The organism is uncultured Pseudoflavonifractor sp., from assembly GCF_944387275.1.
Lineage (GTDB): Bacteria > Bacillota > Clostridia > Oscillospirales > Oscillospiraceae > Pseudoflavonifractor > Pseudoflavonifractor intestinihominis.
The window spans coordinates 1-23,921 of sequence record NZ_CALXEG010000023.1 but is presented as its reverse complement, the minus strand read 5'-3'; the positions used below and the strand labels follow the sequence as shown (position 1 = coordinate 23,921).

Here is a 23,921-nt window from a genome sequence, read left to right as displayed (position 1 = left end):
AATATGCGCCCCGAAAGAAGGAAATCGCCTTCGGAGGCACAGTCGAGGTGTAAAACAGAAATGGAAACGACAAAGAAAGTAATGCTCTCCGGCATCCAGCCCAGCGGCGACCTGCATCTGGGCAACTACCTTGGCGCCATCAAGAACTGGGGCGCCCGGGCGGACGAGTTTGACTGCTACTATTTTATGGCGGACATGCACACTATCACCGTCCGCCAGACCCCTGCCGACCTGCGCCGCCGGACCCTGGAGCAGCTGGCCCAGTACATCGCCTGCGGCCTGGACCCGGAGCGGAACACCCTGTTCGTCCAGTCCCACATCCACCAGCACGCGGAGCTGTCCTGGGTGCTGTCCTGCTACACCATGTTCGGCGAGCTCTCCCGCATGACCCAGTTCAAGGACAAGTCCGCCAAGCACGCCGACAACATCAACGCCGGCCTGTTCACCTACCCCTGCCTGATGGCGGCGGACATCCTGCTCTACCAGCCCGACTATGTGCCGGTGGGCGAGGACCAGAAGCAGCATGTGGAGCTGACCCGCAACATTGCCCAGCGGTTCAACCACATCTACGGCGACGTGCTCAAGATGCCCGAGCCCTATATCCCCAAGATGGGCGCCCGGATCATGAGCCTGAACCAGCCCGACACCAAGATGAGCAAGTCCATCCCCGAGGGCTGCGTGTTCCTCATGGAGAAGCCTGAGGACATCATGCGCAAGTTCAAGCGGGCCATCACCGACAGCGACACCGAGCACTGCATCCGGTATGACCGGGAGAACAAGCCCGGCGTGTCCAACCTGATGAACATCTACTCCGCCGTCACCGGCAAGACCTTTGAAGAGATCGAGGCCGAGTTCGAGGGCAAGGGGTATGGCGCCTTCAAGCCCGTGGTGGGCGAGGCCGTGGTGGAGATGCTCCGTCCCATCCAGGAGGAGACCCACCGGCTGCTCTCCGATAAGGCGTACCTGGAGAGCGTGTACCGCGCCGGTGCGGAGAAGGCCTCCTATGTGGCGGAGAAGACCCTGCGCAAGGTCTATAAAAAGGTGGGCTTCCTGCAGCGCTGAGCGCAGCAGGGGATTCCGTCTAAAGGAGAAGAACCATGAATGTAGAACTTCGTGAGATCGGCATGGTGGCGGCGGCCCTGGGCGTGGCGCTGATCGTGGCGCTCATTCTGACCCCAGTGGTCAAGTCCCTGGCCCAGAAGGTGGGCGCCATGGACGTGCCCAAGGACAGCCGCCGGATGCACGATCACCCCATTCCCCGCATGGGCGGCCTGGCCATCTTTTTCGGCTTTATCGTCAGCACGCTGTTTTTCGTGGAGATGACGCCCCAGATCCGGGGCATGCTTCTAGGCGCCGTGATCATCGTGGTGCTGGGTATCTTTGACGATATCTACGCGCTGAAGGCGTCCTTCAAATTTGTGATCCAGATCATCGCCGCCCTGGTGGCGGTCATGTCGGGCAATATAATCGACACGATCTCCAATCCCAACGTGTTCTCCGCCAACCTGTACTGGGATCTGGGCTGGCTGGCCTATCCTGTCACTGTCATCTGGATCGTGGCCATCACCAACGCCGTCAACCTGATCGACGGCCTGGACGGCCTGGCCTGCGGCGTGTCCACCATCAGCTCCATGACGCTGCTGGTCATCGCCATGTCGGTGGGGGAGATCCCCATCGCCCTGATGGTGGCGGCCCTGTGCGGCGGCTGCCTGGGCTTCCTGCCCTACAACCTGAACCCCGCCAAGATCTTCATGGGCGACACGGGCTCCACGTTCCTGGGCTTTGTGCTGGCGGTGATCTCGGTGCAGGGCCTCTTCAAGCTGTACACCATCATCTCCTTTGTGGTGCCCTTCCTCATGCTGGGCCTGCCCATCTTTGACACCTGCTTTGCCTTTATCCGCCGCATCGCCCACGGCCAGAGCCCCATGCACGCCGACCGGAGCCATGTGCACCACCGGCTCATCGACATGGGCTTCTCCCAGAAGCAGGCGGTGGCCGTGCTCTACATCATCAGCGCCATTCTGGGCCTGTCCGCCGTGGTGCTGACCACCGAGGGCCCTGTCAAGGCTATGCTGCTGCTGATGGCGCTGTGCGCCGCCGGAGCGGTAGCCGGACAGATTTTCCTTCACAACAACAAGAAGAACCGGACCAACCCGCCCCAGAATCCGGCGGAGTCTGAGGCCGGTACCGGGGAGGAGGAGAAGAAATGAAGCCCATCCGTGTCATGACCATTTTCGGCACCCGGCCCGAGGCCATCAAGATGGCCCCCCTGGTGCAGGAGCTCAGCCGCCGGGAGGGGATCGAGTCCCTGTGCTGTGTCACCGCCCAGCACCGGCAGATGCTGGACTCGGTGCTGGAGATTTTCCGTCTGAAGCCGGACTATGACCTGAACATCATGGAGCCCCGTCAGACCCTGTCCACCATCACCACCAAGTGCCTCCTGGGGCTGGAGGGGGTGTTCCAGACCGCCAAGCCCGACCTTGTGCTGGTCCACGGAGACACCTCCACCACCTTTGCCGGCGCCCTGGCCGCCTTTTACCACCAGATCATGGTGGGACACGTGGAGGCCGGTCTCCGTACCTGGGACAAGTACTCCCCCTACCCGGAGGAGATGAACCGCACCCTGGTGGGGGACATTGCCGACCTCCACTTCTGCCCCACGCCCGCCAACCGGGCCAACCTGGCCGGTGAGGGGATCAAAAACGGGGTGTTCATCACCGGCAATACCGTCATTGACGCCCTCCAGACAACGGTTGTAAAGGATTATCACTTTGCAACTGATCTGCTCAACCACCTGGACTATGAGCACAAGAAGATCATCCTGGTCACCTGCCACCGCCGGGAGAACTACGGCCAGCCCATGACCAACATCATGACCGCTCTGCGCCGTGTGGCGGACGCCCACGAGGACGTGGAGCTGGTGTACCCGGTGCACCTGTCCCCCGTGGTGCGGGAGGCGGCGGCCAAGTACCTGTCCGGCCACCCCAGGATTCACCTGATCGATCCCCTGGATGTGGAGGAGATGCACAACCTGATGGCCCGGTGCTATCTGGTCATGACCGACTCCGGCGGACTGCAGGAGGAGGCGCCCGCTCTGGGCCGCCCGGTGCTTGTCCTGCGCCGGGAGACCGAGCGGCCCGAGGCCGTGGAGGCGGGCACTGTAAAGATCGCGGGTACGGAGGAGGAGGATGTGTACCAGATGGCCCACACCCTGCTGACCGATGCCGCGGCCTACGGCGAGATGGCCCATGCGGTCAACCCCTACGGCGACGGCCAGGCCTGCCGCCGGATCGCCGACGCCATTGAGTGGAAATTCGGCCTGCGGGCGCAGCCTCCGGAGGAGTTCAACACCCTGGGCCGGTAAGAGAGAAGACAGCAGACCCGGTAAGGAGGTGGGGGCGTGGAAGGGAGAAACCGGACCATTTTTGTGGTGCTCATCGCCATTGTGATCGTGGCGGCGGTGTTTTCCAGCTTTGGCCTCAATCTGTTCACCCCGGACGCCCCTGAGATCACCCTTCCCGCGGTCACCGATCCAGCGGAGGACGAGGACAGCCAGGGCGGCCAGCCCGCGGACACAGACCGGTACGTCCGGGTGGAAGTGACGCCGGAGACAGTGCAGAATGTGATCCGCACCATGGTGCCCCTCCAGCCTGAGAGCTATTTCAGGACCATTACCGTGGAGACATCCCTGGGGAACGGGACCATGGGGGCCACGGTCAACCGGGTCTGGCAGGATGCCGGCTGGACCCAGGTGGAGTCCGCCTGGCCCAGCGGGACCGTGGAGCACACCATTGCGGGAGACGGGACTGTCTACCGCTGGTACGGCGGCGACGGCACCTGGACCCAGTGGAACCAGGGAGAGCGGGACATCAACATGGCCCAGCGGATTCCCACCTATGAGGACGTGCTGGCGTTGAGTGTAAAGTCGATTACCTCCACAGGGTATGAGAAGCGCAGCGGCGAGTCCTGCGTCTATGTAGAGACGGCGGAAAACGAGCTGGGCAACCGGGAGCGCTACTGGGTGTCCGTGTCTAACGGCCTGCTGGTGGGCGCGGAGACCTGGTGCGGCGACGAGCTGGTGATGCGCATGTCCTCGGAGCCGGTGGAGATGCCCGCGCCGTCGGGCACGGCCTTTGCCCTCCCTGACGGCAGCGTGCTCCACACCGTGGAGGGGTAGGGCTCAGTCCAGCCCCAACAGCAGCAGCAGGCCCAGGGTGATCATCAGCTCCACATCGTCCCCCTCCATGAAGAGGAAGAGGAGGATGAGCAGAAGGAGCACGTCTCCGCTGTCCAGCTGGTCCAGCTTGAGGCTCTTGAGCAGACTGGCGAGTGCCCCCGCGCCCTTTTCAGCCTCGGGCGGATGAGGATCTCCAGGAGGAGCGGACGCCAGAGGGCCCGGCGGCTCAGCATGGCGGACCGGGGGCGCGTCCTCTTCCGTGATCCGGGTGTAGCCGCCGGCGCCTGGGATGTACCGGTTATACATCCGCTTCGCCCCCCTCCTTCTTGAAGACCTGGAAGGCGACCCGGATGACCCGGGAGAGCTTGGCGATCTGGATGGCCTTCTCCATTTTGGCCTGGCGTTCCTCCTTCAGGAAGGGCTTCAGGGCGCTGAGCAGAGCGGTGCGCCGGTCGTCTTCGGCGCTGTATGCGGAGAAGAGCTGGAGGGCGATCTGGATCACCTTCGGGTCCAGACTGCCCAGGAGCGAGAGGGGATTGTCCCCGCTATCTGAGGCCTGGCCTGTCAGGCCGGCGAGAAGGGCGGCCACAGCGTCCGAATCCGGCTGACCGCCGCTTTTTTCACCCGATCCGACGGGGGAATCATGTTCCGCCTCCCGGTCTTCGCGGCCGCCGCTCTGCGCCTCGGAACCGGCGGTATCCCCGGCGTCCGACAGGGACCGGGCAATGGACATGATCTGACCCATGGCCTCTTGATTGCCCAAAATCGCATTCAGTTTTTCCTCCAGATCGGCCATGGTCCACCCTCCGTTCCCCGGGAAATCCGGCGGCTGTTCGGATTATTTTTTCGGAAGGGACCCGCTGATGCGCCCCACCACGTCAGCGCCCTCCTTGCTCTGCATCAGGCGCTCCACAATGCCGGTGAGGGCCTTGGCGTCTCCCTTCATGGCGGCGTCCGCGGCGCTTTTGAGGCCGCTGCCCGCCTGGCGGTTGAGCATTTCCATGAGGGCCTTGGTGTCCGGAGAGCGCATGATGCGGGCCAGCGCCTCCTTGTTCCTGAGCAGAGAGGCGGTCTCCGGGGATTTCATCAGGTCATCCAGGTTGGATTTGGGTGCTGCCATGGCGTATCCCTCCAATAAACATTGTATGTATGCAGTCCATTGAACTTCACTCTCATTCTATGCCCGACAGGGGAGATGGTGCATTGATGAAGCTGCTGGTTTTTTCTGATTCCCACGGAAACGTGGAACATATGCGCAAGGCGGTGGAGCAGGAACGGCCGGATCAGATCCTCCATCTGGGGGATGTGATGCGGGACGCGGTGGAGCTGTCCATGGCCTACCGGAATATCCCGCTGGAGCTGGTGCCCGGCAACTGCGACTACGCCACAGACGTGCCGGCGCAGAAGATCCTGTTTTTTGAGGGCCGCCGTATCCTCATGACCCACGGCCACACCTACCATGTGAAGCTGGGGATGGGGCTGGCGGTCAAGGCGGCCCGGGAGGCCCAGGTGGACATCCTCCTCTTCGGCCACACCCATGAGGCCTTCTGCCAGCAGCAGGACGGCCTGTGGATCATGAACCCGGGCACCATCCGGGGCGGGCTGGTGCCCACCTGCGGCGTCATCCGTCTGGAAGGGGAGCGCACGATTTGCGAAATCCTTGAAATTCCAAGGGGGTAAAGCTATGCTGCTTGTCATTGATGTGGGGAATACCAACATGGTGTTCGGCATTTATGAGGGGGACCGGCTGGCGGGCAGCTTCCGCCTGAAGACCGACGTGAACCGGACCTCGGATGAGATTGGACTGTTGGCGACCCAGTATTTTGAGAAGTTCGGGCTGGATACCGGCAAGGTGGAGGACGTGATGATCGCCTCGGTGGTACCGCCCGTGATGTATAGCCTGACCAGCGCCATTATCAAGTATTTCAACCGCAGGCCCCTGATCATCGACGACGGGGTGGACCCCGGCCTGCCCTATGCTGTGGGTGGAGATGAGCGGCTGGGCCCAGACCGCTCCGTGGCCTGTGTGGCCGCGCTGGAGAAGTACGGCGCGCCCCTGGTGGTGCTGGACTTCGGCACCGCCACCACGGTGGACGCGGTCAGCCGGGAGGGGGCCTACCTGGGGGGCTGCATTACCGCCGGTGTGCGCATCTCCACCGAGGCCCTGTTCCAGAAGACCGCCAGGCTTCCTAATGTAGAGCTGGCAATGCCTGACAAGGTTTTAGGCTGTACAGCTGTCAGCCAGATCCAGGCGGGGGCGGTGATGGGTTACATCGGCGCCATGGAGTACCTGATCCGCCGCACCAAGCAGGAGATGGGGTACCCGGAGGAGGAGATCAAGGTGGTGGCCACCGGCGGCCTGTCCCGGATGGTGGCGGACAACACAGATATGATCGACCTGGTGGACAAGGACCTGATCCTGGACGGCCTGCGGCTCATCTACCGGCGTTACCGGGAGGCGCAGAAATAACGAAAGCAACACGGAGGGGAGCGCGTGCTCCCCTCCGTGTCTGTTCAGAGGCTTTTCCTGATTTTCCAGATGGCGTTTTTCTCCAGCCTGGACACCTGGGCCTGGGAGATGCCGATCTCCGCCGACACCTCCATCTGGGTCTTGCCCTCAAAAAAGCGGAGGCTGAGGATGTGCCGTTCCCGGTCGGAGAGGTGGGAGATGGCCTCCTTCAGGGCGATCTGCTCCAGCCAGCTCTCGTCGGTGTTCTTGCTGTCCTTCACCTGGTCCATGACGCAGATGGCGTCGCCGCCGTCGGAGTAGACCGGCTCGTAGAGGGACACCGGGTCCATGATGGCGTCCATGGCGAAGACCACATCCTCCCGCTTCAGGTCCAGCATTTTGGCGATCTCCTCCATGGTGGGCTCCCGCTGGTGCTCGGCCATGAATTTCTCCTTGGCCTGGAGGACCTTGTAGGCGGTGTCCCGCATGGAGCGGGAGACCCGCATGGAGCTGTTGTCCCGCAGGTAGCGGCGGATCTCGCCCACGATCATAGGGACTCCGTAGGTGGAGAAGCGGACGTCCAGGTCGGTGTTGAAGTTGTCGATGGCCTTGATGAGGCCGATGCAGCCCACCTGGAAGAGGTCGTCCACGTTTTCGCCCCGGTTGCTGAACTTCTGGATGACGGACAGCACCAGCCGGAGATTGCCGGCAATCAGCTCTTCCCGGGCGGCCATGTCCCCCTCCTTGGTGCGCTTGAGCAGCGCCACGGTCTCCTCGTTTTTCAGCACCTTGAGTTTGGATGTGTTTACTCCGCAGATTTCCACCTTTCCCTGCAAGCCGATACCCCCCTGTGAATGCGCTGATTACAGTATCTCCCGGCCCGGTGGAATCATACGGGCGCTCAGGGGGGTATATTTTTTATCGTGGGACGGTTTTCCCTTGCTTTTGGCAAACGGAAGGGGACCGGATGATGACGCAGCAAAACGCCTCCTGGTACAGAGCGGGCCCTGTACCAGGAGGCGTATCTTTGTGAAGGGATAAATTACAGCAGGTTGACGGGGGACTTGAAATAGCGCCCTGCGGCGGCCAGGGTGACCGAGAAGATGCGCACGCCCACGCTGGAGATGATGACCAGCTGGGTTTCGCCCAGCGCGTCGCCCCAGTCCTCGATCTGGCAGACAGTGCCCACCATGCTGACGTTCTTGGTGCCCTCGGTGGTGCGGCAGAAGCCCTTGACCCGGTAGGTGGAGGGGGCGATCTCGTCCAGGAACTGCCGGAGGACCTGGGGGGGAATGGCCTCCTGGGTGGAGAGGGTGATGGTGACGGGGCGGCTGCTCTCGGTGTTGGAGCTCTCCTGGGGCGCAGCCTCCTCCTGGGGACCTTCGGAGAGAATCTCCCGCAGGGAGACGTTGGCGTAGGTGGTGCGGTAGAGGGCGGCCTTGGGGTTGATCTCCCGGATGGACTGCTCCACCTTGGAGAGCTGCTCCTCCGTCACCAGGTCCGCCTTGTTGAGAATCACCGCCCGGCTGTACTCCACCTGGCGGCGGAGGGCCAGGAGCAGCTTGAGATATTTTGGAAAGTAGAGGGCGTCCACCAGACAGATGGCGCCGCAGTAGTCGTAGACCGCGCCGGAGAGGGTGGCGATCTGGTCCAGGATGGAGGAGATGCTGGAGGGGTCGGCCAGGCCGGAGGCCTCCACAAAGACGTAGTCCAGATTCCGGCCGGCCAGGTCGATGAGGGAGTCCACAAAGGAGTCCTTGATGCAGGCGCAGAAGATGGAGCCATTGTTGAGCTCGATCATTTTGGCGCCGGGGATATCGTGGCGGATGAGGGCGCCGTCCACGCCGTTGCCGCTGAATTCGTTGACGATCAGTCCCACTTTGTCCTGGGAGAACTCCTGGAGCACATGGTTGAGAAAGGTGGTCTTGCCGGCCCCCAGAAAGCCGGTGAGAAGGACGAGCTTGCTCATATCTGTCAACCTCCGAAACCGTTAAAAGTTCATGTTCATGATGTAGGTCTCCATGAATTTGGGGTTGGTGGCCAGCTCCACGTGCTCGATGGAGGCGGGGAGGGCCTCGCAGCGGTCCATCTCCCCCTGGTCCAGCAGGCAAAGCTGCACGCCCTGGCCCGCGCCGTTTCCGATGGAGAAGATCCGGTCCCGGGGGACAGGGGGGAGCAGGCCGATCTGAAGGGCCCGGTCGATGTCGATGTAGTTGCCGAAGGCGCCCGCCAGGTAGAGGGCGTCCAGCTGGTCGGGGGAGAGGCCGGACTCCTCCAGGAGGGTCATGCAGCCGGAGAAGATGGAGCTCTTGGCCAGCTGGATCTGCCGCACGTCGTGCTGGGAGAGGTAGACGGGCCGGTCGCCCCGGGCGAAGTAGAAGGCGGTGTTGAACTCCCCGGCCTCGCCCAGATACTCGGCCAGGGGGCTGCCGGGGTGGGAGGCCAGAAACTCGTCGGCGGGCAGAAGCCGGCCGGTCTCGTCGATGATGCCGGCCCGGCGCAGCTCGGCCACCGCGTCGATGATGGCGGAGCCGCACAGACCCAGGGGCTCCACGCCGCCGATGACCTGATAGGTGAGCTTGCCGTCCTGGAGGGAGACCCGCTCGATGGCGCCCTCCATGCCCCGCATGCCGCAGGCGATGTTGCCGCCCTCCAGGGCGGGACCGCAGGCGGTGGAGGCCACTTTATAGCCCGCGCCGCTGCCCACGGCGATCTCGCCGTTGGTGCCCAGGTCCACCATCAGGCAGGGGCCTCTGTCGGTGGGAAGGGTGAGGAGCACGGCAGCGGTGTCGGCGCCCACGAAGCCGCCCAGCAGGGGGAGAAATTCCACCACGCCGCCTGCGGGCATGTTGATCCCCGCCTCGGCGCCGGAACAGCGGACGGGGCCCGCGGTGATGTTGACAAAGGGGTCCTGGGAGAGGCCGTAGGGGTCAAGACCCAGGAAAAGGTGCTGCATGGTGCTGTTGCCGCAGAGGACCAGATGGTAGAGGTGGCTGCGGAAACCGGGGATCTTCTGCTCCGTCTGGTCCAGCAGCCCGTGGATGGTATCCCGGATGTGGCCGTTCAGCTCATCCAGGCCGTCCTCATTCTGGCGGGTGTGGAGGATACGGGTGATGACGTCGGCGCCCCTGACGATCTGTCCGTTCAGTGCGGACACCGTGTGGAGCAGCGCGCCGGTGTTCAGGTCGTAGGCGTAGAGCACCACAGAGGTGGTGCCGATGTCGATGGCGCCGCCGTAGAGCAGGGAAGTGGTGTCGCCCGGTTCCACCGCCAGAGGCTTCCCGCGGTAGGATACAAAGGTGACCTGATCCACCGCGGGATCGGCCATCAGCTTGGAAAAGGTGCGCAGAAGGCTGGGAGAAGCGGGCTCCATGTAGGCGCCGCAGTGGGGAGGCAGCAGCTGGGCCTTGGTCATGCAGCGCTTGGAGAGGGCGGGAGAGAGCCTGGCACGGTGGGCGGAGCGGCCCTCGGTCACGATGGACGCGTCCCGGGTGAGCTGGTGCTCTTCCAGGTGGACGGTCATGTCGCAGTCCACCAATGTCCGGCAGGCGAGGACAGTCTCGCTGACGCCGTTCCGCTCGATCTGGACGGCGCACTTGCCGCAGGTGCCCCGGCCGCCGCAGACCAGATCCATGGGGAAACCGGCGGCGGCACAGGCCTGGGAGATGGTCACGCCGCCCGGCGTCTCAAAGGCGGTGTTCTGGTTGGGCAGTTTGATAGAGTACATGAGTCAAAACCTCCAGTTTGATTGTCTTGATCTGTGGGCGGAATCAGAGACAGGCAGCGGGCCCTTCCGTGGAGCGGAAGAAGCAGGAGGTATTGGGACACTTACCGCAGTCGTGTTCCACGGAGATCTCCGGGTTGCTGGGGTCGGCCCCGAAGAGATAGAGCATGGACTTCTCAGGGTAGAGCATGTAGCTCTCCGTCAGTCGTACGTGGGACACGGCGGGGATATCGCGGAAGGCGGAGAGAAGGACGGACTGATATTCCAGTCCCAGCTCCTGTTCGCCGGGGGAGAGGCGGCGGGTGAGATGGCAGTCTTTTTCCGCCATAGCAGCGGAGATTTGGCGGTTCATCTGGTCAGAGGCGTTGAAGAGCATCTCATTGACCAGATCGTTGAGGATGTAGCCCTCCAGAAAATCGCCCTGATCCAGCAGCTTGGCAATGGCCTTGGTAATGCCCTCCGAGCAGGTGGACAGGCAGGTGATGCGGTATTTGCACCGGTCCACTTCGGGCACGCCCAGGGGCGGCGCATCCTCCTCGACAGAGTAGCAGTGGGTCATACACAGCTGCTGCTGAGCGATCTCCTCCAGGTAGGGAAAGACGGACTGGGCATACCGGTAGGCGTTGGTATCCGGCTCGACATGAAGCCTGCGGAAAATCCGCTCCCGGTCATATTTGGGCGTAATATCAGCGAAGTAAACCATGAAAGGTCATCCTTTCCTCGTGTCCGAATTGGTGTGCTTGTGGAGCGTACCGAAGGATCAGCCAGAGGTGTGTTTTTCGCTGTTCAACTGACTTTTGTACTGGCGCGGGGTTGTCCCAGTTACTTTTTTGAAGATTTTTGTAAAATAGCTCTGGTCATCAAAGCCCACCAGGCCGGAGATCTCCAGCAGGCTTCTGTCGGTGTTGCGCATCAGCTCGGTGCTGTGTTCGATGCGGATGCGGTTGAGATAGTCAGTAAAGCTGGAGCCCAATTCCTGCCGGAACAGCTTGGACAGGGAGGACTCGTTGAGGAAGAGCGCGGCGGCCAGGTCCCGCAGGGTCATCTTTTCCATATAGTGGGCGTTGATGTAGGTCACAGCCCTGGTGGTGGCGGAGGACACCTGGGGCAGGTCGGCAAAGACGTCGTCCACAAAGTGGACCACCAGATCCCGGCTCCACTGGGCCAGGCTGTCCAGGGTGTTGAGCTCATTGAGGGAGTTGATGAATTTGAAATCCAGTCCGAAGATCTTCCGCAGGGAGGCGCCCCGCTCGGTGGACATCCGGGCCAGGGAGATATAGAGCTCAAAGAAGTGCAGCTTGATGCTGTCGAAGTTTCCGCCCTCCACCAGGACCAGCTCTTCGAAGAGGTCGTCCAGGCAGGTGAGGGCGGCCTCCCGGTTGCGGGCCTGGATCTCCTTGGAAAGGCGGTCCTCCAGATCCGAGCAGGTGGGGGCGGACAGAGCGGCGGAGGTGTTCTGAGGCTTGCTCTGCTTGCGCTTCTGGATGTGGTCTCCCACGGTGAGCTGGCGCTGGTAGCGGAGCCTGACCTGTTCGTAATCGTCCCAGTTCTTGTGGCTGTGCACCACGGCGCTGTACAGAAGCAGGGAGAACTTCTGTATTTGTTCTGGAGTATATACCTGCATGGAGGAAATGAAAAGAGAAATTTTTGCCAGGAGCTCCGGAGAGACCTGGTTGAGCTCAAAGGCCTGGGTGAGAAATTCAGCGGAGACAGGCCCCATGGAGAGGGGGCCTGCCACGGCGCAGCCGCAGAATTTTTCCGATACGATGACAGGCACCGCGATATGGATCAGGCCGGATGGGCAGGAAAATATGTAGGGTTCGCCCAGATGGGAGGAGGATTTGGCAGAAAAGAGCAGCGTGCTGCTGCACACGCTGTCAGGCTGGCGGTAGACGGGGAAGAACTGGCAGAATTTTTTGTCCGCCTGAAATTCCTCCAGAACGGCGCCGTCAGGGTCAAAAAGGGTCACTGGTACGCCGGTACTTACGCTGAAGGCGTCCAGATACTCATGCAGGCGCTTATGATCGATGGCAGGCAACTGGATTCCTCCTGTTCTGTTTGGATATGGTTTTCCACTGGGGAAGGGTGGTGAAATTGCGGGGTGAGAGGCAAATTGGTAAAATGGGGATTACCAATTTGTAATTTTTAAAACACTATACCCCTTTTTTAGATGAAAAGCAATAAACAACTTGTACAACAGGAAAAATACTTAGCAAATACGCCGGAATAAGACAAAAAGAAATGGTATTTTTCTTAGAAATTGAGGACCGATTTCGATTATACTACAGGCGTGGAGCGGAAAGGAACAGCAGAATGAATCGGTTTAACACAATTTTTCAGAGCATCATCGACGGGGATGAAGAAAAGACCGTAGCACAGTGCAGAGAGCTGCTTGCAAAGGGCTGCCGTCCGGTGGACATTCTGGAAAAAGGGATGATTCCGGCCATGGATCGTCTGGGCGTCATGCTGAGCAGGGAAGAGCGGTTCATCCCGCAGATTCTGCTCTCTGCCAGAGCCATGCAGAAGGCGGTGGCCATCATCCGGCCGCTGCTGCTGGAACAGACCGATGGCACAGTCCACCGGGAAAAGGTGGTTGTGGGAACCGTCCGTGGGGACATCCACACCATCGGAAAGAGCTTAGTGGGCATCATGCTCCAGAGCGCCGGATTCGATGTGACGGATCTGGGTTCCAACGTCAGCGCCGAGCGGTTCATTGCTCAGCTGCGGGCGGACAACGCCCGGATCGTGGCCATGTCCGCCATGCTGACCACATCCATGGCCAGCATGAAGGAGACGGTGAAACAGATCCGGCAGGAGGACTTCGGCTATCCCGTCCACATCATTGTGGGCGGCGGCCCGATTACGCCTAGTTTTGCCCGGGAGTTGGGGGTGGAGTTCTCCGCCACCATGATGGACACGGCACGGCTGGCCACCGAGATCAGCACAGAGCGGCGGAAGAAGCCGCAGGACTGACGCGCACCTGTACATGTTAGTTAGGACGAGGACATACGAAGGAAGCAACCATACGGACAAATTTGAAAAGGAGCGGGAAATTCATGTCTATTCTCAACGAGATCACCGAGCTTGTCATCAAGGGCGACATCATGGGTACCAAGGCCAAGGTAGCCGAGGCCGTGGAGCAGAAGCTGGAGGCCACCGACATCCTGAACAACGGCCTGATGCCCGGCATCAACGAGATCGGTGAGCGGTTCGCCAAGGGCCAGATCTTCGTGCCCAACGTGCTGATGTCCGCCAAGGCCATGAACACCGGCGTGGAAGTGATTCAGCCCCTGCTGGCCGCCGGCGGCGACACCACCATTGGCACCGCCGTCATCGCCACCGTGAAGGGCGACCTCCACGACATCGGCAAGAACCTGGTGGGCCTGATGATGAAGAGCGCCAACCTGAAGGTCATCGACCTGGGCGCCAACGTCCCCGCCGAGAAGTTCGTCGAGGCCATCAAGGAGCACAACCCCGACATCGTGGGTCTCTCCGCTCTTCTGACCACCACCATGAATGAGCAGGGCCACGTCATTGAGGTCCTGAAGCAGGCCGGCGTCCGCGACCAGGTCAAGGTCATGATCGGCGGCGCCCCTGTCACCCAGGCCTGGGCCGACAAGATCGGCGCCGACGCCTTCACCGCCGACGCTGCCGCCGCTGCCCGCTGGGCCAAGGAGTACGTGACCAGCATCCGCTGAGATATCAACCGCCGCTCCGGCCGGGAGCCGGGCAGATATGAATGAAATGGAGGATGAATTCCCATGGTAGGAAGAGTCAAATATAACGTGATGAGCGATCAGGAACTGGAGTACATGAAGGGCCGCATGGAGCAGCTGCTCATCGAGCGCGGCATTCACCTGGACCATGAGGAGATGCTCTCCGAGCTGGCCAAGCTGGGCTGTGTGGTGGACATGGAGAAGAAGGACGTCCGCTTCACCAAGGAGCTCATCGACAAGGCTGTGGCCGCCGTCCCCGCGAAGTTCACCCTTTATTCCCCCAGCGGCAAGTACGACCTGGAGTTCCCCAACCCCACCGGCAGCTTCTACACCCGCACCAACACCGGCGCGCCCAACTACCGCACCGTGAAGGGCGACACCCACTACACCACCCTGGAAGAGGTGGACGAGTGGTATAAGATCACCAACGTCATGGAGAACCTGGACTACGTCACCCTGCCCTCCACCTCCGGCGAGTACGTGCCCGGCGACGCCGTCGACGTCTACACCCTGGAGAAGGCCCTGAAGCACTCCGCCAAGCATATCTGGATCCAGCCCTACGAGTCCGACAACGTCCAGTGGCTCATCGACATGGCTGCTGCCGCTGTGGGCGGCCTGAAGAACCTGCAGGAGAAGCCCATCGTCAGCTTTATCTCCTGCGGCGTGCCCAGCCTGACCTTCAAGCACATGGACGCCGAGGTCCTCTACCGCTGCGCCAAGTCCCGCGTGCCCGTGCAGCCCTGCTCTCTGCCCACCGCCGGCGCCAACACCCCTGTCACCGCTCAGGGCACTGCCTTCGTGGCCTGCGCCGAGGTGTTTGCCCAGATCGTCATGCTGGAGCTGATGTGCCCCGGCCTGCCCGTTATCGCCACTCCGCTGCTGTTCTCCATGGACATGCAGAGCACCTACACCCTCCAGTCCAACACTGAGATCACCATCTCCCGTCTCATCTGCATGGAGCTGTTTGAGCGGGGCTACAACATCCGCGCCCACTCCTACGGCACCGGTACCGACAGCGTGGTGCTGGATGAGCAGAACTTCATCGAGCGCACCAACCTGATCGACGCCATGGCCATGAGCGAGGCCTCCGTCCTGGGCGGCGCCGGCCAGCTGGAGACCGCCAAGACCATCAGCCCCCTGCAGCTCATCATCGACAACGAGATCTTCGGCATTGCCCGCCGCATCCGCCGCGGTCTGGATGTGAACGACGAGACCCTGGATTGGGACGAGCTCATCGCCGGCGCCGATCGGGAGCCCGGCTTCAGCTTCCTGACCAGCGAGCACACCTTCCGTCACTTCACCGAGCCCCACCGCCCCGACATGTTCAACCGTGACAGCCCGGTGAACTGGGAGATGAACGGCAGCAAGACCCTGCTGGACAAGGCTCTGGAGAAATTCAATGCCATCATGGCATCCGACGATGTCTACGAGCTGCCCGCGGACAAGGCCGCCGAGGTGGAGAAGGTGCTCAAGCAGGCCCACGCCGCGCTGGTAAAAGAGTAAGCGCACTCCGGCCATCTGCGATATGGCCCGCATCTCCGTGCGGGCCATATCATGGATCCGCCCCATAAGCGGTTTCGGCGACGAAATTCCGCATGTGTGTCTGGAATTTGAGAGAAAGGCGGTTTAGAGATGAAAGTAACGAAGACGGAAAAAATCTGGCTGATTCTCACGGTAATCTTCTATATCCTCTACAATCTCCCCGGTGTCCCGCCTTATGGAGAGGCCATTCCCACGCTGATTCACGCGCTGCTTACGGTCGTACCCATCTGGATCATCGTCTATGTGGGCCTGGTAAGGGTCTACCGGATTTACAAGCTGAGAGATGATGCGGACGCGCCCCCCGCGTCCAGTACAAAGGAGGGATAACGGATGCTGAGCGCCAATACTATCTGGATCGCATTTGGCCTGTACATGTGCTTCCTCATCGGTGTGGCAGTCTACGTTACGCTGAAGGAGCGCCGCCAGAAGAACAAGGGAAGCCTGCTGACCGCATCCGTGCCCTGGCCGGTGCTGGTTATGACCTACATCGCATCTCTGATGAGCACTTGGGTGTTCTTCGCCGGCCCCGGCGCCTACTACCGCGGCGGTCTGGGCTACTGGATCTCCGAGATGAGCTACATCGCCCTGTTCCCCATTATTGCCCACTTTACCATGAACAAGGTGTGGATCGTCAATCAGGAAAAGGGCGGCACGCTGGTTACTCCCGCAGATTTCTACTATGAGCGCTTCAAGAGCAATGCCCTGCGCACCATCCTGGGCATCATCTTCCTGGTCTCCGCCGTGCCCTACGTCACCTCCACCCTGGTGGCCATCGCCCAGGCGGCCCAGTATGCCACTGACGGCGCCATCAACTACCGCATGGCTGTTATTGTCATCGGCCTGACCATGACGATCTTCGTGTGCATCGGCGGCATGAAGTCCGCCGCCATGGCGGACACCGTTCAGGGCCTGCTGTTTATCGCCATGCTGTGGGTCATTGTCATCGCCTGCCTTATCGTGGGCTTTGGCGGATCCCTGCCTGCGGCGGTGGGCAACCTGTGGGAGAACACGCAGTCGTTCTTCTCCTATCCCGGCCCCTCCGGCTGGACGCCCTACGCGGCCCGGTTCGGCTATCCCTTCTCCTGCGCCATCGGCTGGACCATCATGCTGCCCCACGTGTTCGTCCGTTCCGGCTATTTTGGCGACAACATGAAGACTCAGCGCAAGCTGTCCTTCCTCACTCCTGTGCTCCAGGCTGTGGTATGGACCGGCACCATGATGATCGGCCTTATCGGCCTGGCTCTGGTCAGCAACATGACCGCCTCCGAGTCCGAGCTCATCATCCCCTATCTGGTGAAGAACTTCGTGCTGGACTTCAGCCCCGTGCTGGCCACCGTGCTGATGATCGGCTTCTTTGTGGGTTCCGCCGCCGTGGGTCTGTCCACTGCCAACGCCTTCCTGGGCGTCAGCGCCGCCATTGTATCCTCGGACCTTATCAAGAATACCTTCCACATCAAGGTGCCTGAGAAGAAGGAGACCATGGTCAACCGGGTCATTATCGTGGTCATCGGATTGGTGTCCACTGTCCTGGCCATCAATCCGCCCGATCTGATCTTTACCCTGATTATGTTCTCCATCGCCATTGTAACGCCCCTGTTCTCCGTGCTGGTCTTCGGCCTGTACTGGAAGAAGGCCACCAAGCAGGCCGCCATCGTCGCCTCCATCGTGGGTACGGTGCTGGTCCTCATGACCTACTTTGTGTGGAACGTGGGCGACACCTGGTACGGCGCCTTCGGCCTGCTGGGCTCCACGGTGACCATGTTTGTGGTCAGTCTGGTGACCAAGCAGCCCGAGAGCGACGCCGCCCCCTTCTATGCCACGCTGGAGTCCGGCATGAACCGGTTCTATGAGGTTAAGAAGGCGAAAAAGGCTGCCAAAGCGGTAGAAAAGTAAGCGTCCTGCCATTTACATCACTGCATTCTGAGGGGCCGGAGGTGGAACCCTCCGGCCCCCGGTCTGGAAAGGAATTATATCATTATGGGTAAGGAACTGATTTTTAAGACCATGCGTCACGAGCCCACCGAGCGGGTGCCTTGGGTGCCCTTTGCCGGCATTCATTCCGGCAAGCTCAAGGGCTACAGCGCTGATGAGATCCTCCAGGACGGCCAGAAGCTCTATGAGTGCCTGATGGAAGTCGCCCGGCTCTACGGTCCCGACGGCATGCCCATCATGTTCGACCTCCAGCTGGAGGCGGAGATTCTGGGCTGCGATCTGATGTGGGCCAAGGACAACCCGCCTTCCGTGGCCAGCCACCCCTTCGAGGGGGACAACAAGGGCATCCCCTGCCGCTGCAAGCTGCCCACCCCCGAGTCCGGCCGTATTCCCGTCATGCTGGAGGCTATGACCAAGCTGAAGGCCTCCGTCGGCGATGACATCGCCCTCTACGGCCTGATTTGCGGCCCCTTCACCCTGGCCTCCCACCTGCGGGGCAGCGAGATCTTCCTGGATATGCTGATGGACGAGCAGTATGTCCGCGACCTGGTGAGCTACTGCGCCGAGGCCTCCATCCGCATGTGCGACTACTACATCAACGCGGGCATGGACGTGATCGCCGTGGTGGACCCCCTGGTCAGCCAGATCGCCCCCGAGTCCTTTGACTCCATGCTGGCCGACTCCTTCAAGGCCGTGTTCGACTACATCCGCAGCAGAGGCGTGTTCTCCTCCTTCTTTGTCTGCGGCAACGCCACGCCTCAGCTGGAGGTCATGTGCAAGACCAATCCCGACTCCATCGCGGTGGACGAGAACGTGGACTTTGTCTACGGCAAGAGCGTGTCCGACAAGTACAACATCGCTATCAGCGGCAACATTCCTCTGACCACCGTCATGCTCCACGGCACGCCCAAGGACAACATGAAGTACGTGGTGGACCTGCTGGACAAGGTGGAGGATCACCGCAATATGATCGTCAGCCCTGGCTGCGATATGCCTTACGATGTGCCTGTGGAGAACACCGTGGCCTGCTCCCAGGCTGTGAAGAACACCGAGCAGTGCCGCGAGATGCTCAAGGACTACACCGGTCCCGACGACAGCGGCATCCAGATCGAGCTGCCCGACTACGAGCACCTGGAGCGTCCTCTCATCGAGGTCTTCACGCTGGACTCCACTCAGTGCGCCGCCTGCACCTATATGATGGCCGCCGCCCAGGCCGCCAAGGACTACTTCGGCGACAAGATTGACATCGTGGAGTACAAGTACACCATCCGTGAGAACGTGGTCCGCTGCAAGAAGATGGGCGTCACCAACCTGCCCACCATGGTCATCAACGGCCAGATCCGCCATGTCTCCATGATCCCCGACAGCAAGGCGCTGCGGGAGGAGATCGAGGCCCTGCTGTGAGGACCGCCTGAATTTGGTTTAGTGCGGAGTTCGCCCGGTGTACGGCTGCGCCGGGGGCAGAAGGCTTGCGCAAGTCTTCCCAGAGTTGAATCGATGCCAGTCAGTTCGCTTTGACCGCATTAAATATCTCCCTCTAAGAAACACAGAGCACCCGGCTTGGGGAGCCGGGCGCTCTGTGTTTCTTTTTATTAAAGGTAGGAATGGGGGTCCATGCCGTAAATCTGGACGACCTCCAGAAGGGGGCTTTCCGCCAGGTCCAGCACAGTGACAATCTTTCCGCCGTCCGAATCCAGGTCCACGCCGAAGGCCTGCCAGGCGTACCAGGGGAGATAGGCGCACTGGGCCTTGAGGGAGCTGTCCGGGTCGGGGGCCTTGGGGCCGAAGATACCGGAGAGCAGGCTGTACGGAATCCCGTCCAGATGCTCCAGGGCGAACTGGACCACCTGCTGCCTGGTCTCGTCGTCGGCGTCCTTCACCCGCAGGACCATGAAGTTGGAGTAGGTCCGCCAGTGCTGGGCGTTGACCTGGGCGCTGTCGCTGCCAAGAACCACGGCCTCCAGAGTGACGCCCAGCTGGGGGTCCACCACCAGGGAGGCGTGGCCGTGCCGCCAGCCGTATGTATGGGTGGAGAAGGAGAGGATGATATCTCCCGCCTCCAGAGGCGCCAGAGGCACCGAGTATACCACATTCCCGTCAGCGTCCCGCAGCCGGTCCTCCTTGGTGATGGGAGGCAGGTCCAGGCATACCGGCGTCTGCTGGGCAAAAAAGCCCGCCTGGGTCTCCAGGATCTGTTCCACGCCCTGGCTGCCGCGGGCCAGCAGAGCGTCCACTGCCGGCCTGGCCAGACCGGTCTGGAGAAAGAGCGTCTCATAATCCCCGTCGTCCAGGGAATCCTGGTTCAGGATGGGGGAGAGGTCGATCTGCTGATAGTCCGGAGAGAAGTAGGGGGCCCGGTGGGCCCAGAAGGTCTGAAGCAGGGCGTTGAGGCCGAAAAATAGGATGACGATGGCTATGGGGACTGCTGCCCACAACCATCGGCGGCGCTTTTTCCCGGTTGATTTTGTCTGCATATACAGTCACCAGTCTTTCATAGGACAAGGGTCGCACTTCATAGAATTATATATCAAATTCCGCGATTTGAAAATGGGGGAACGGCCATGAAGAGCAGAATTGCCGATTTGCGGTGCAAGGAGATCATCAACGTGACCGACGGCAGCCGCTACGGGTACGTGGGGGACGTGGAGGTGGACCTGGACAGCGGCCGGGTCTGCGCCCTGGTGGTGCCCGGACGGCTGCGGCTGTTCGGCCTGCTGGGCCGGGAGGCGGACCGGATCTTCCCCTGGGAATCGGTGCGGCGGTTTGGGGAGGACATCATCCTGGTGGAGTCGGGCGCGCTGCGGTCCGGCCGAGAGGAACGCCGCCGGGGCAGACGGGAGGGACAGGAAAAAATCCTGTAAAATCCGCATTTTATGAAATAAAAATGGAAATCATACTTGCATTCCCTACAGCCCTATGATAAAATACTCTAGCTGTGTAAAAGCACAGTATTACGCACACCGTTGTGACGGAGCGCCTTGTGCCCCATGGGCTGGCGGGCTCCGGATGAACTGGTGGAGGTAATAACTATAAAGGAGGAAACAAAACTATGGCAGTCGTATCTATGAAGCAGCTCCTGGAGGCCGGTGTCCACTTCGGCCACCAGACCCGCCGCTGGAACCCCAAGATGGCCGCTTACATCTACACTGAGCGTAACGGCATCTACATCATTGACCTGCAGAAGACCGTGAAGAAGCTGGAGGAGGCCTACAACTTCGTCCGTGATCTGGCTCAGAACGGCCAGACTCTGCTCTTCGTGGGCACCAAGAAGCAGGCTCAGGAGGCCATCAAGGAAGAGGCCGGCCGCTGCGGCGGTTATTATGTGAACGCCCGCTGGCTGGGCGGCATGCTCACCAACTTCAAGACCATGCGCGGCCGTGTGGACCGTCTCAACCAGCTGAAGAAGATGCAGGAGGACGGCACCTTCGACATGCTCCCCAAGAAGGAAGTCATGAAGCACATGGGCGAGATCGCCAAGCTGGAGAAGTACCTGGGCGGCGTTGTGGAGATGAAGAAGCTCCCCGGCGCGCTGTTCGTGGTTGATCCCCGCAAGGAGCGCAACGCCATCAACGAGGCCCGCAAGCTGAACATCCCCATCGTGGCCATCGTGGATACCAACTGCGATCCCGACGAGATCGACTATGTCATCCCCGGCAACGACGACGCCATCCGCGCCATCAAGCTCATCTCCTCCGTCATGGCCAACGCCATCATGGAGGGCAAGCAGGGCCAGGACGCCCCCGAGGAGGCCCAGAAGGCCGAGGAGACCGCGGCTGAGTAAGCCGGTTCCGATTGATGCGGACTTTGGAGCGCCCGCCCAGGCGGGCGGGCGCTCTTCATATTGATTTTTACAAATGTGGAGGTAACTTATTATGGCTTTTACTGCGAAAGACGTGCAGGCTCTGCGCGAGATGACCGGCGTCGGCATGATGGACTGCAAGAAGGCCCTCACCGCTTCCGACGGCGATATGGACAAGGCTGTGGAGTTCCTGCGTGAGAAGGGCCTGGCCGCTTCCCAGAAGAAGGCCGGCCGCATCGCCGCCGAGGGCATGGCTTACGCCGCTGTGATCGACGGTGTGGGCGTGGCTGTCGAGGTCAACGCTGAGACCGACTTCGTGGGCAAGAACGAGAAGTTCGTGGACTTCGTCAAGGGCGTGGCCAATGTGGTCGCCAAGGAGAACCCCTCCGACCTGGACGACCTGCTCGCCAAGCCCTACGGCAACGGCCGTACCGTTCTGGAGGAGCAGCAGGAGATGGTGCTGGTCATCGGCGAGAACATCAAGGTTCGCCGCTTTGCCCGCTGCACCGAGGGCGTGCATGTGCCCTATGTCCACGCCGGCGGCAAGATCGGCGTGCTGGTGAACATGGAGGTCTCCGCCGGTCTGGAGAACAACGCCGAGGTGCTCAACGCCGGTAAGGACGCCGCCATGCAGATCGCCGCTCTGAATCCCCGCTTCCTGGACAAGAGCCAGGTCGACCAGGCCACCCTGGATGAGGAGAAGAAGATCATGCTGGTCCAGATGGAGAACGACCCCAAGATGGCTTCCAAGCCCGAGAAGGTGAAGGAGGGCATCGTGAACGGCAAGCTGGGTAAGTTCTACAAGGAGAACTGCCTGCTGCAGCAGGAGTTCGTGAAGGACAACTCCGTCAACGTGGAGCAGTATGTGACCTCCGTGGCCAAGGCCGCCGGCGGCACCGCTGTGATCAAGAGCTTCGTCCGTTTCGAGAAGGGCGAGGGCATCGAGAAGAAGCAGGAGAACTTCGCCGAGGAGATTGCCAAGCAGCTGGGCAAGTAATTGTGTGCTCATCCCTCCGCAACTAAGCACATTGTCCCCCAATAATGACTCCCACAAGAGTCCGAGGAAATTCGTTTCCCCGGGCTCTTTTTTTATTTCTTTTTGCTTCTTTGCCCGGTTTCTGGCTTAATTTAGTTCAATTTTGAACTTTTGGAGAAAAAGATGGGGCGAGCGTCCGGCGGTCAAAATGGTCGGACAAACGACCAGGTTGGAAGGGGACGATCACATGGTATCTAAGAGAAATGGCATTTAAGTCAAAAAATTGACAGCGAAATTTGAATTAAATGAAAAATTTGCGGGTAGGATCATCAAATTTTTGATTTAATTCAATTTTTGGTCGCAAAATTTTGAGTTAATTCCGTGTCATCATCAAATTTTTGAGTTAATTCAAAGAATTAAGATAAAAATTTGCTGATACAGAAAACTGATGGAGATATAAGCCACTGGGGAAACAAACTTTTTGGGGAGGGGTGCCTCATGGAACGGACAGGAGAGCGCACACGAGATATCCGATTTTACAGTCCCAAAAACAACGACATCGTATGCCTGCATAGCAAGTGGGCCAGGAATTACGCACGATGGTTGGAGGAGCAGCCGTGGGTGCAGAGCTATGAGGCCGGCTGTCCTCTGGATGCCGACATCATGGGCCGCATATCACGGGCAGGCATCCGTACGGACTATCTGCAAACTGGCTGGGCTACCGACTTTATGCTCGAATACGCTGATGGTCACAAAGGGGTGCGGGAGCTAATCTTACGGGAACAGCTAAAAAAGAAGGCCTATGTGGAGCGTCTGGAACTCTCCAGGCGGTACTGGGCGGTGACCGACACGGAGTGGATGGTGGTGATCATGGATGGATAGACCACTGCGCTTTGTGTGTCGGCTTGGAGCCGTTTTCAGAATTTTGAAAGCGACTCAAGACGGATATTGGCTCATTAACTGTGACTCTCCCTCTTCCCCATTCTTCGAGGTAGCCCTTGAAAGATATGAACGAGTACCTGCGCCGGAAAGCTGGATGTCAGCGCAAGCCATGACCCCGGCTCAGGAAGTTCGCTTACAGATGATCCAGCCAATGATTGACTGCGATGACTGCATCTCGGACAAGTCTCTGCGATATCAGATGGCAGCAAAGGCGGCACAGCAGCACCAGACCACGACACGCCGCATCCTACGACTGTATTATCGTTACCTGGCAACAGGACAGCTCACACAAAAGCGGACACAGCAGGCCAGTAAAAGCAACCATATGATAGAGCAAGCGATCCGGCGGTACTACTATGGATCCAAGCGATTATCCCTACGGGCTGCTTACGAGATGATGCTGCTGGAGGACTATGTTGGTCAGGATGGAGAGATGGATAGCGATGCTCCGACATGGAGCCAATTCCGCCACTACTACTATGGACACAGCTTGCACAAGGACCCTCAAAAGATCATTGCACGAGAGGGCCTTACCAAATACCAGCGGGACCACCGGCCGGCATGGGGCTCCTCTGCCGGGTGGAGGACACAGCCTGGGAGCTATCAGATGGACGCCACACAGGCGGATATCTATCTGGTGTCCAGGCAGGATCGATCCATCGTG

The 23,921-nt window shown here is 60.4% G+C and carries 25 protein-coding genes and 1 pseudogene; 17 read left to right on the top strand and 9 right to left on the bottom strand.

The window, feature by feature from the left end; genetic code table 11:
• The first annotated feature begins 60 nt into the window (after positions 1–60).
• Genes trpS through Q0K23_RS07285 form a run of 4 tightly spaced genes read left to right on the top strand, consistent with a single transcriptional unit; the run spans position 61 to position 4,177 of the window.
• Positions 61–1,062 (top strand): tryptophan--tRNA ligase, encoded by a 1,002-nt coding sequence (trpS, locus tag Q0K23_RS07300; protein ID WP_294519948.1) that lies wholly within the window; start codon positions 61–63, stop codon positions 1,060–1,062.
• 35 nt (positions 1,063–1,097) lie between these two features.
• A complete protein-coding gene (locus tag Q0K23_RS07295) occupies positions 1,098–2,210 on the top strand; it encodes an MraY family glycosyltransferase (RefSeq protein WP_294519943.1) in 1,113 nt (370 codons plus the stop codon).
• The gene (gene wecB / locus Q0K23_RS07290) at positions 2,207–3,364 is read left to right on the top strand and encodes a non-hydrolyzing UDP-N-acetylglucosamine 2-epimerase (RefSeq protein WP_294519940.1); all 1,158 of its coding nucleotides are present in this window, start codon (positions 2,207–2,209) and stop codon (positions 3,362–3,364) included. The genes Q0K23_RS07295 and wecB overlap by 4 nt, the downstream gene beginning before the upstream one ends.
• A 36-nt stretch (positions 3,365–3,400) precedes the next feature.
• Positions 3,401–4,177 carry a hypothetical protein gene (locus tag Q0K23_RS07285; RefSeq protein ID WP_294519937.1) on the top strand — a complete coding sequence of 259 codons (777 nt, stop codon included), beginning with the start codon at positions 3,401–3,403 and terminating at the stop codon, positions 4,175–4,177.
• A 3-nt stretch (positions 4,178–4,180) separates the two neighbouring features.
• On the opposite strand, the gene Q0K23_RS07280 is transcribed toward Q0K23_RS07285, so the two are convergent.
• The 3 genes from Q0K23_RS07280 to Q0K23_RS07270 are packed head-to-tail and all read right to left on the bottom strand — an operon-like array spanning position 4,181 to position 5,297.
• Positions 4,181–4,483 (bottom strand): hypothetical protein, encoded by a 303-nt coding sequence (locus Q0K23_RS07280; RefSeq protein ID WP_294519934.1) that lies wholly within the window; start codon positions 4,481–4,483, stop codon positions 4,181–4,183.
• Positions 4,476–4,973: a hypothetical protein gene (locus Q0K23_RS07275; RefSeq protein ID WP_294519931.1), complete on the bottom strand. Its 498-nt coding sequence runs from the start codon at positions 4,971–4,973 to the stop codon at positions 4,476–4,478. The genes Q0K23_RS07280 and Q0K23_RS07275 overlap by 8 nt, the downstream gene beginning before the upstream one ends.
• 42 nt (positions 4,974–5,015) lie before the next feature.
• Positions 5,016–5,297 (bottom strand): hypothetical protein, encoded by a 282-nt coding sequence (locus Q0K23_RS07270; RefSeq protein ID WP_294519928.1) that lies wholly within the window; start codon positions 5,295–5,297, stop codon positions 5,016–5,018.
• An 86-nt stretch (positions 5,298–5,383) separates the two neighbouring features.
• Here Q0K23_RS07270 and Q0K23_RS07265 point away from each other — a divergent pair, with 86 nt between their 5' ends.
• Both Q0K23_RS07265 and Q0K23_RS07260 read left to right on the top strand, forming a co-directional pair.
• On the top strand, positions 5,384–5,857 hold the full coding sequence (locus Q0K23_RS07265; protein WP_294519926.1) for a metallophosphoesterase: 474 nt from the start codon (positions 5,384–5,386) through the stop codon (positions 5,855–5,857).
• Positions 5,858–5,861: 4 nt separating this feature from the next.
• On the top strand, positions 5,862–6,647 hold the full coding sequence (locus tag Q0K23_RS07260) for a type III pantothenate kinase (protein ID WP_294519923.1): 786 nt from the start codon (positions 5,862–5,864) through the stop codon (positions 6,645–6,647).
• A gap of 44 nt (positions 6,648–6,691) precedes the next feature.
• Here Q0K23_RS07260 and sigG read toward each other — a convergent pair whose 3' ends face one another.
• The 5 genes from sigG to Q0K23_RS07235 all read right to left on the bottom strand — a co-directional run bounded on the left by sigG (position 6,692) and on the right by Q0K23_RS07235 (position 12,388).
• Positions 6,692–7,462, bottom strand: a complete 771-nt coding sequence (gene sigG, locus Q0K23_RS07255) for an RNA polymerase sporulation sigma factor SigG (RefSeq protein WP_294519919.1) — start codon at positions 7,460–7,462, stop codon at positions 6,692–6,694.
• A gap of 206 nt (positions 7,463–7,668) precedes the next feature.
• Complete coding sequence (locus tag Q0K23_RS07250) at positions 7,669–8,595, bottom strand: GTP-binding protein (protein ID WP_294519916.1); 927 nt, start codon at positions 8,593–8,595, stop codon at positions 7,669–7,671.
• Between the two features lie 21 nt (positions 8,596–8,616).
• Entirely contained in the window at positions 8,617–10,353 is a 1,737-nt protein-coding gene (locus Q0K23_RS07245) for an ASKHA domain-containing protein (RefSeq protein WP_294519913.1), read from the bottom strand.
• A 43-nt stretch (positions 10,354–10,396) separates the two neighbouring features.
• The gene (locus tag Q0K23_RS07240) at positions 10,397–11,053 is read right to left on the bottom strand and encodes a hypothetical protein (RefSeq protein WP_294519910.1); all 657 of its coding nucleotides are present in this window, start codon (positions 11,051–11,053) and stop codon (positions 10,397–10,399) included.
• 57 nt (positions 11,054–11,110) lie between these two features.
• On the bottom strand, positions 11,111–12,388 hold the full coding sequence (locus Q0K23_RS07235) for a helix-turn-helix domain-containing protein (RefSeq protein ID WP_294519907.1): 1,278 nt from the start codon (positions 12,386–12,388) through the stop codon (positions 11,111–11,113).
• A 275-nt stretch (positions 12,389–12,663) separates the two neighbouring features.
• On the opposite strand from Q0K23_RS07235, the gene Q0K23_RS07230 reads away from it, so the two are divergent.
• From Q0K23_RS07230 to Q0K23_RS07205, 6 genes are all read left to right on the top strand, one after another.
• A complete protein-coding gene (locus tag Q0K23_RS07230) occupies positions 12,664–13,323 on the top strand; it encodes a cobalamin-dependent protein (RefSeq protein WP_294519904.1) in 660 nt (219 codons plus the stop codon).
• 83 nt (positions 13,324–13,406) lie between these two features.
• Positions 13,407–14,048 (top strand): corrinoid protein, encoded by a 642-nt coding sequence (locus Q0K23_RS07225; RefSeq protein ID WP_294519900.1) that lies wholly within the window; start codon positions 13,407–13,409, stop codon positions 14,046–14,048.
• Positions 14,049–14,111: 63 nt separating this feature from the next.
• Positions 14,112–15,569: a trimethylamine methyltransferase family protein gene (locus Q0K23_RS07220; RefSeq protein WP_294519897.1), complete on the top strand. Its 1,458-nt coding sequence runs from the start codon at positions 14,112–14,114 to the stop codon at positions 15,567–15,569.
• A 129-nt stretch (positions 15,570–15,698) separates the two neighbouring features.
• Positions 15,699–15,935 carry a hypothetical protein gene (locus Q0K23_RS07215; protein ID WP_294519895.1) on the top strand — a complete coding sequence of 79 codons (237 nt, stop codon included), beginning with the start codon at positions 15,699–15,701 and terminating at the stop codon, positions 15,933–15,935.
• Positions 15,936–15,938: 3 nt separating this feature from the next.
• The gene (locus Q0K23_RS07210; RefSeq protein WP_294519892.1) at positions 15,939–17,501 is read left to right on the top strand and encodes a sodium:solute symporter; all 1,563 of its coding nucleotides are present in this window, start codon (positions 15,939–15,941) and stop codon (positions 17,499–17,501) included.
• 84 nt (positions 17,502–17,585) lie between these two features.
• Entirely contained in the window at positions 17,586–18,944 is a 1,359-nt protein-coding gene (locus Q0K23_RS07205; protein WP_294519889.1) for a uroporphyrinogen decarboxylase family protein, read from the top strand.
• Between the two features lie 188 nt (positions 18,945–19,132).
• Here the strand turns inward: Q0K23_RS07205 and Q0K23_RS07200 are convergent, their stop codons facing one another.
• Positions 19,133–19,975, bottom strand: a complete 843-nt coding sequence (locus Q0K23_RS07200) for a hypothetical protein (RefSeq protein WP_294519886.1) — start codon at positions 19,973–19,975, stop codon at positions 19,133–19,135.
• 126 nt (positions 19,976–20,101) lie between these two features.
• Between Q0K23_RS07200 and Q0K23_RS07195 the strand changes: the two genes are divergently transcribed.
• The 5 genes and pseudogenes from Q0K23_RS07195 to Q0K23_RS07175 form a co-directional block, all read left to right on the top strand.
• The gene (locus tag Q0K23_RS07195) at positions 20,102–20,401 is read left to right on the top strand and encodes a YlmC/YmxH family sporulation protein (protein ID WP_294519884.1); all 300 of its coding nucleotides are present in this window, start codon (positions 20,102–20,104) and stop codon (positions 20,399–20,401) included.
• Between the two features lie 188 nt (positions 20,402–20,589).
• Complete coding sequence (gene rpsB, locus Q0K23_RS07190) at positions 20,590–21,321, top strand: 30S ribosomal protein S2 (protein ID WP_294519881.1); 732 nt, start codon at positions 20,590–20,592, stop codon at positions 21,319–21,321.
• A gap of 91 nt (positions 21,322–21,412) precedes the next feature.
• Positions 21,413–22,336, top strand: a complete 924-nt coding sequence (tsf, locus tag Q0K23_RS07185) for a translation elongation factor Ts (protein ID WP_294519878.1) — start codon at positions 21,413–21,415, stop codon at positions 22,334–22,336.
• A gap of 477 nt (positions 22,337–22,813) precedes the next feature.
• On the top strand, positions 22,814–23,197 hold the full coding sequence (locus tag Q0K23_RS07180) for a hypothetical protein (protein WP_294519875.1): 384 nt from the start codon (positions 22,814–22,816) through the stop codon (positions 23,195–23,197).
• Positions 23,190–23,921: pseudogene (locus Q0K23_RS07175) on the top strand (hypothetical protein); the annotation flags it as partial. The gene Q0K23_RS07180 and the pseudogene Q0K23_RS07175, both read left to right, overlap by 8 nt.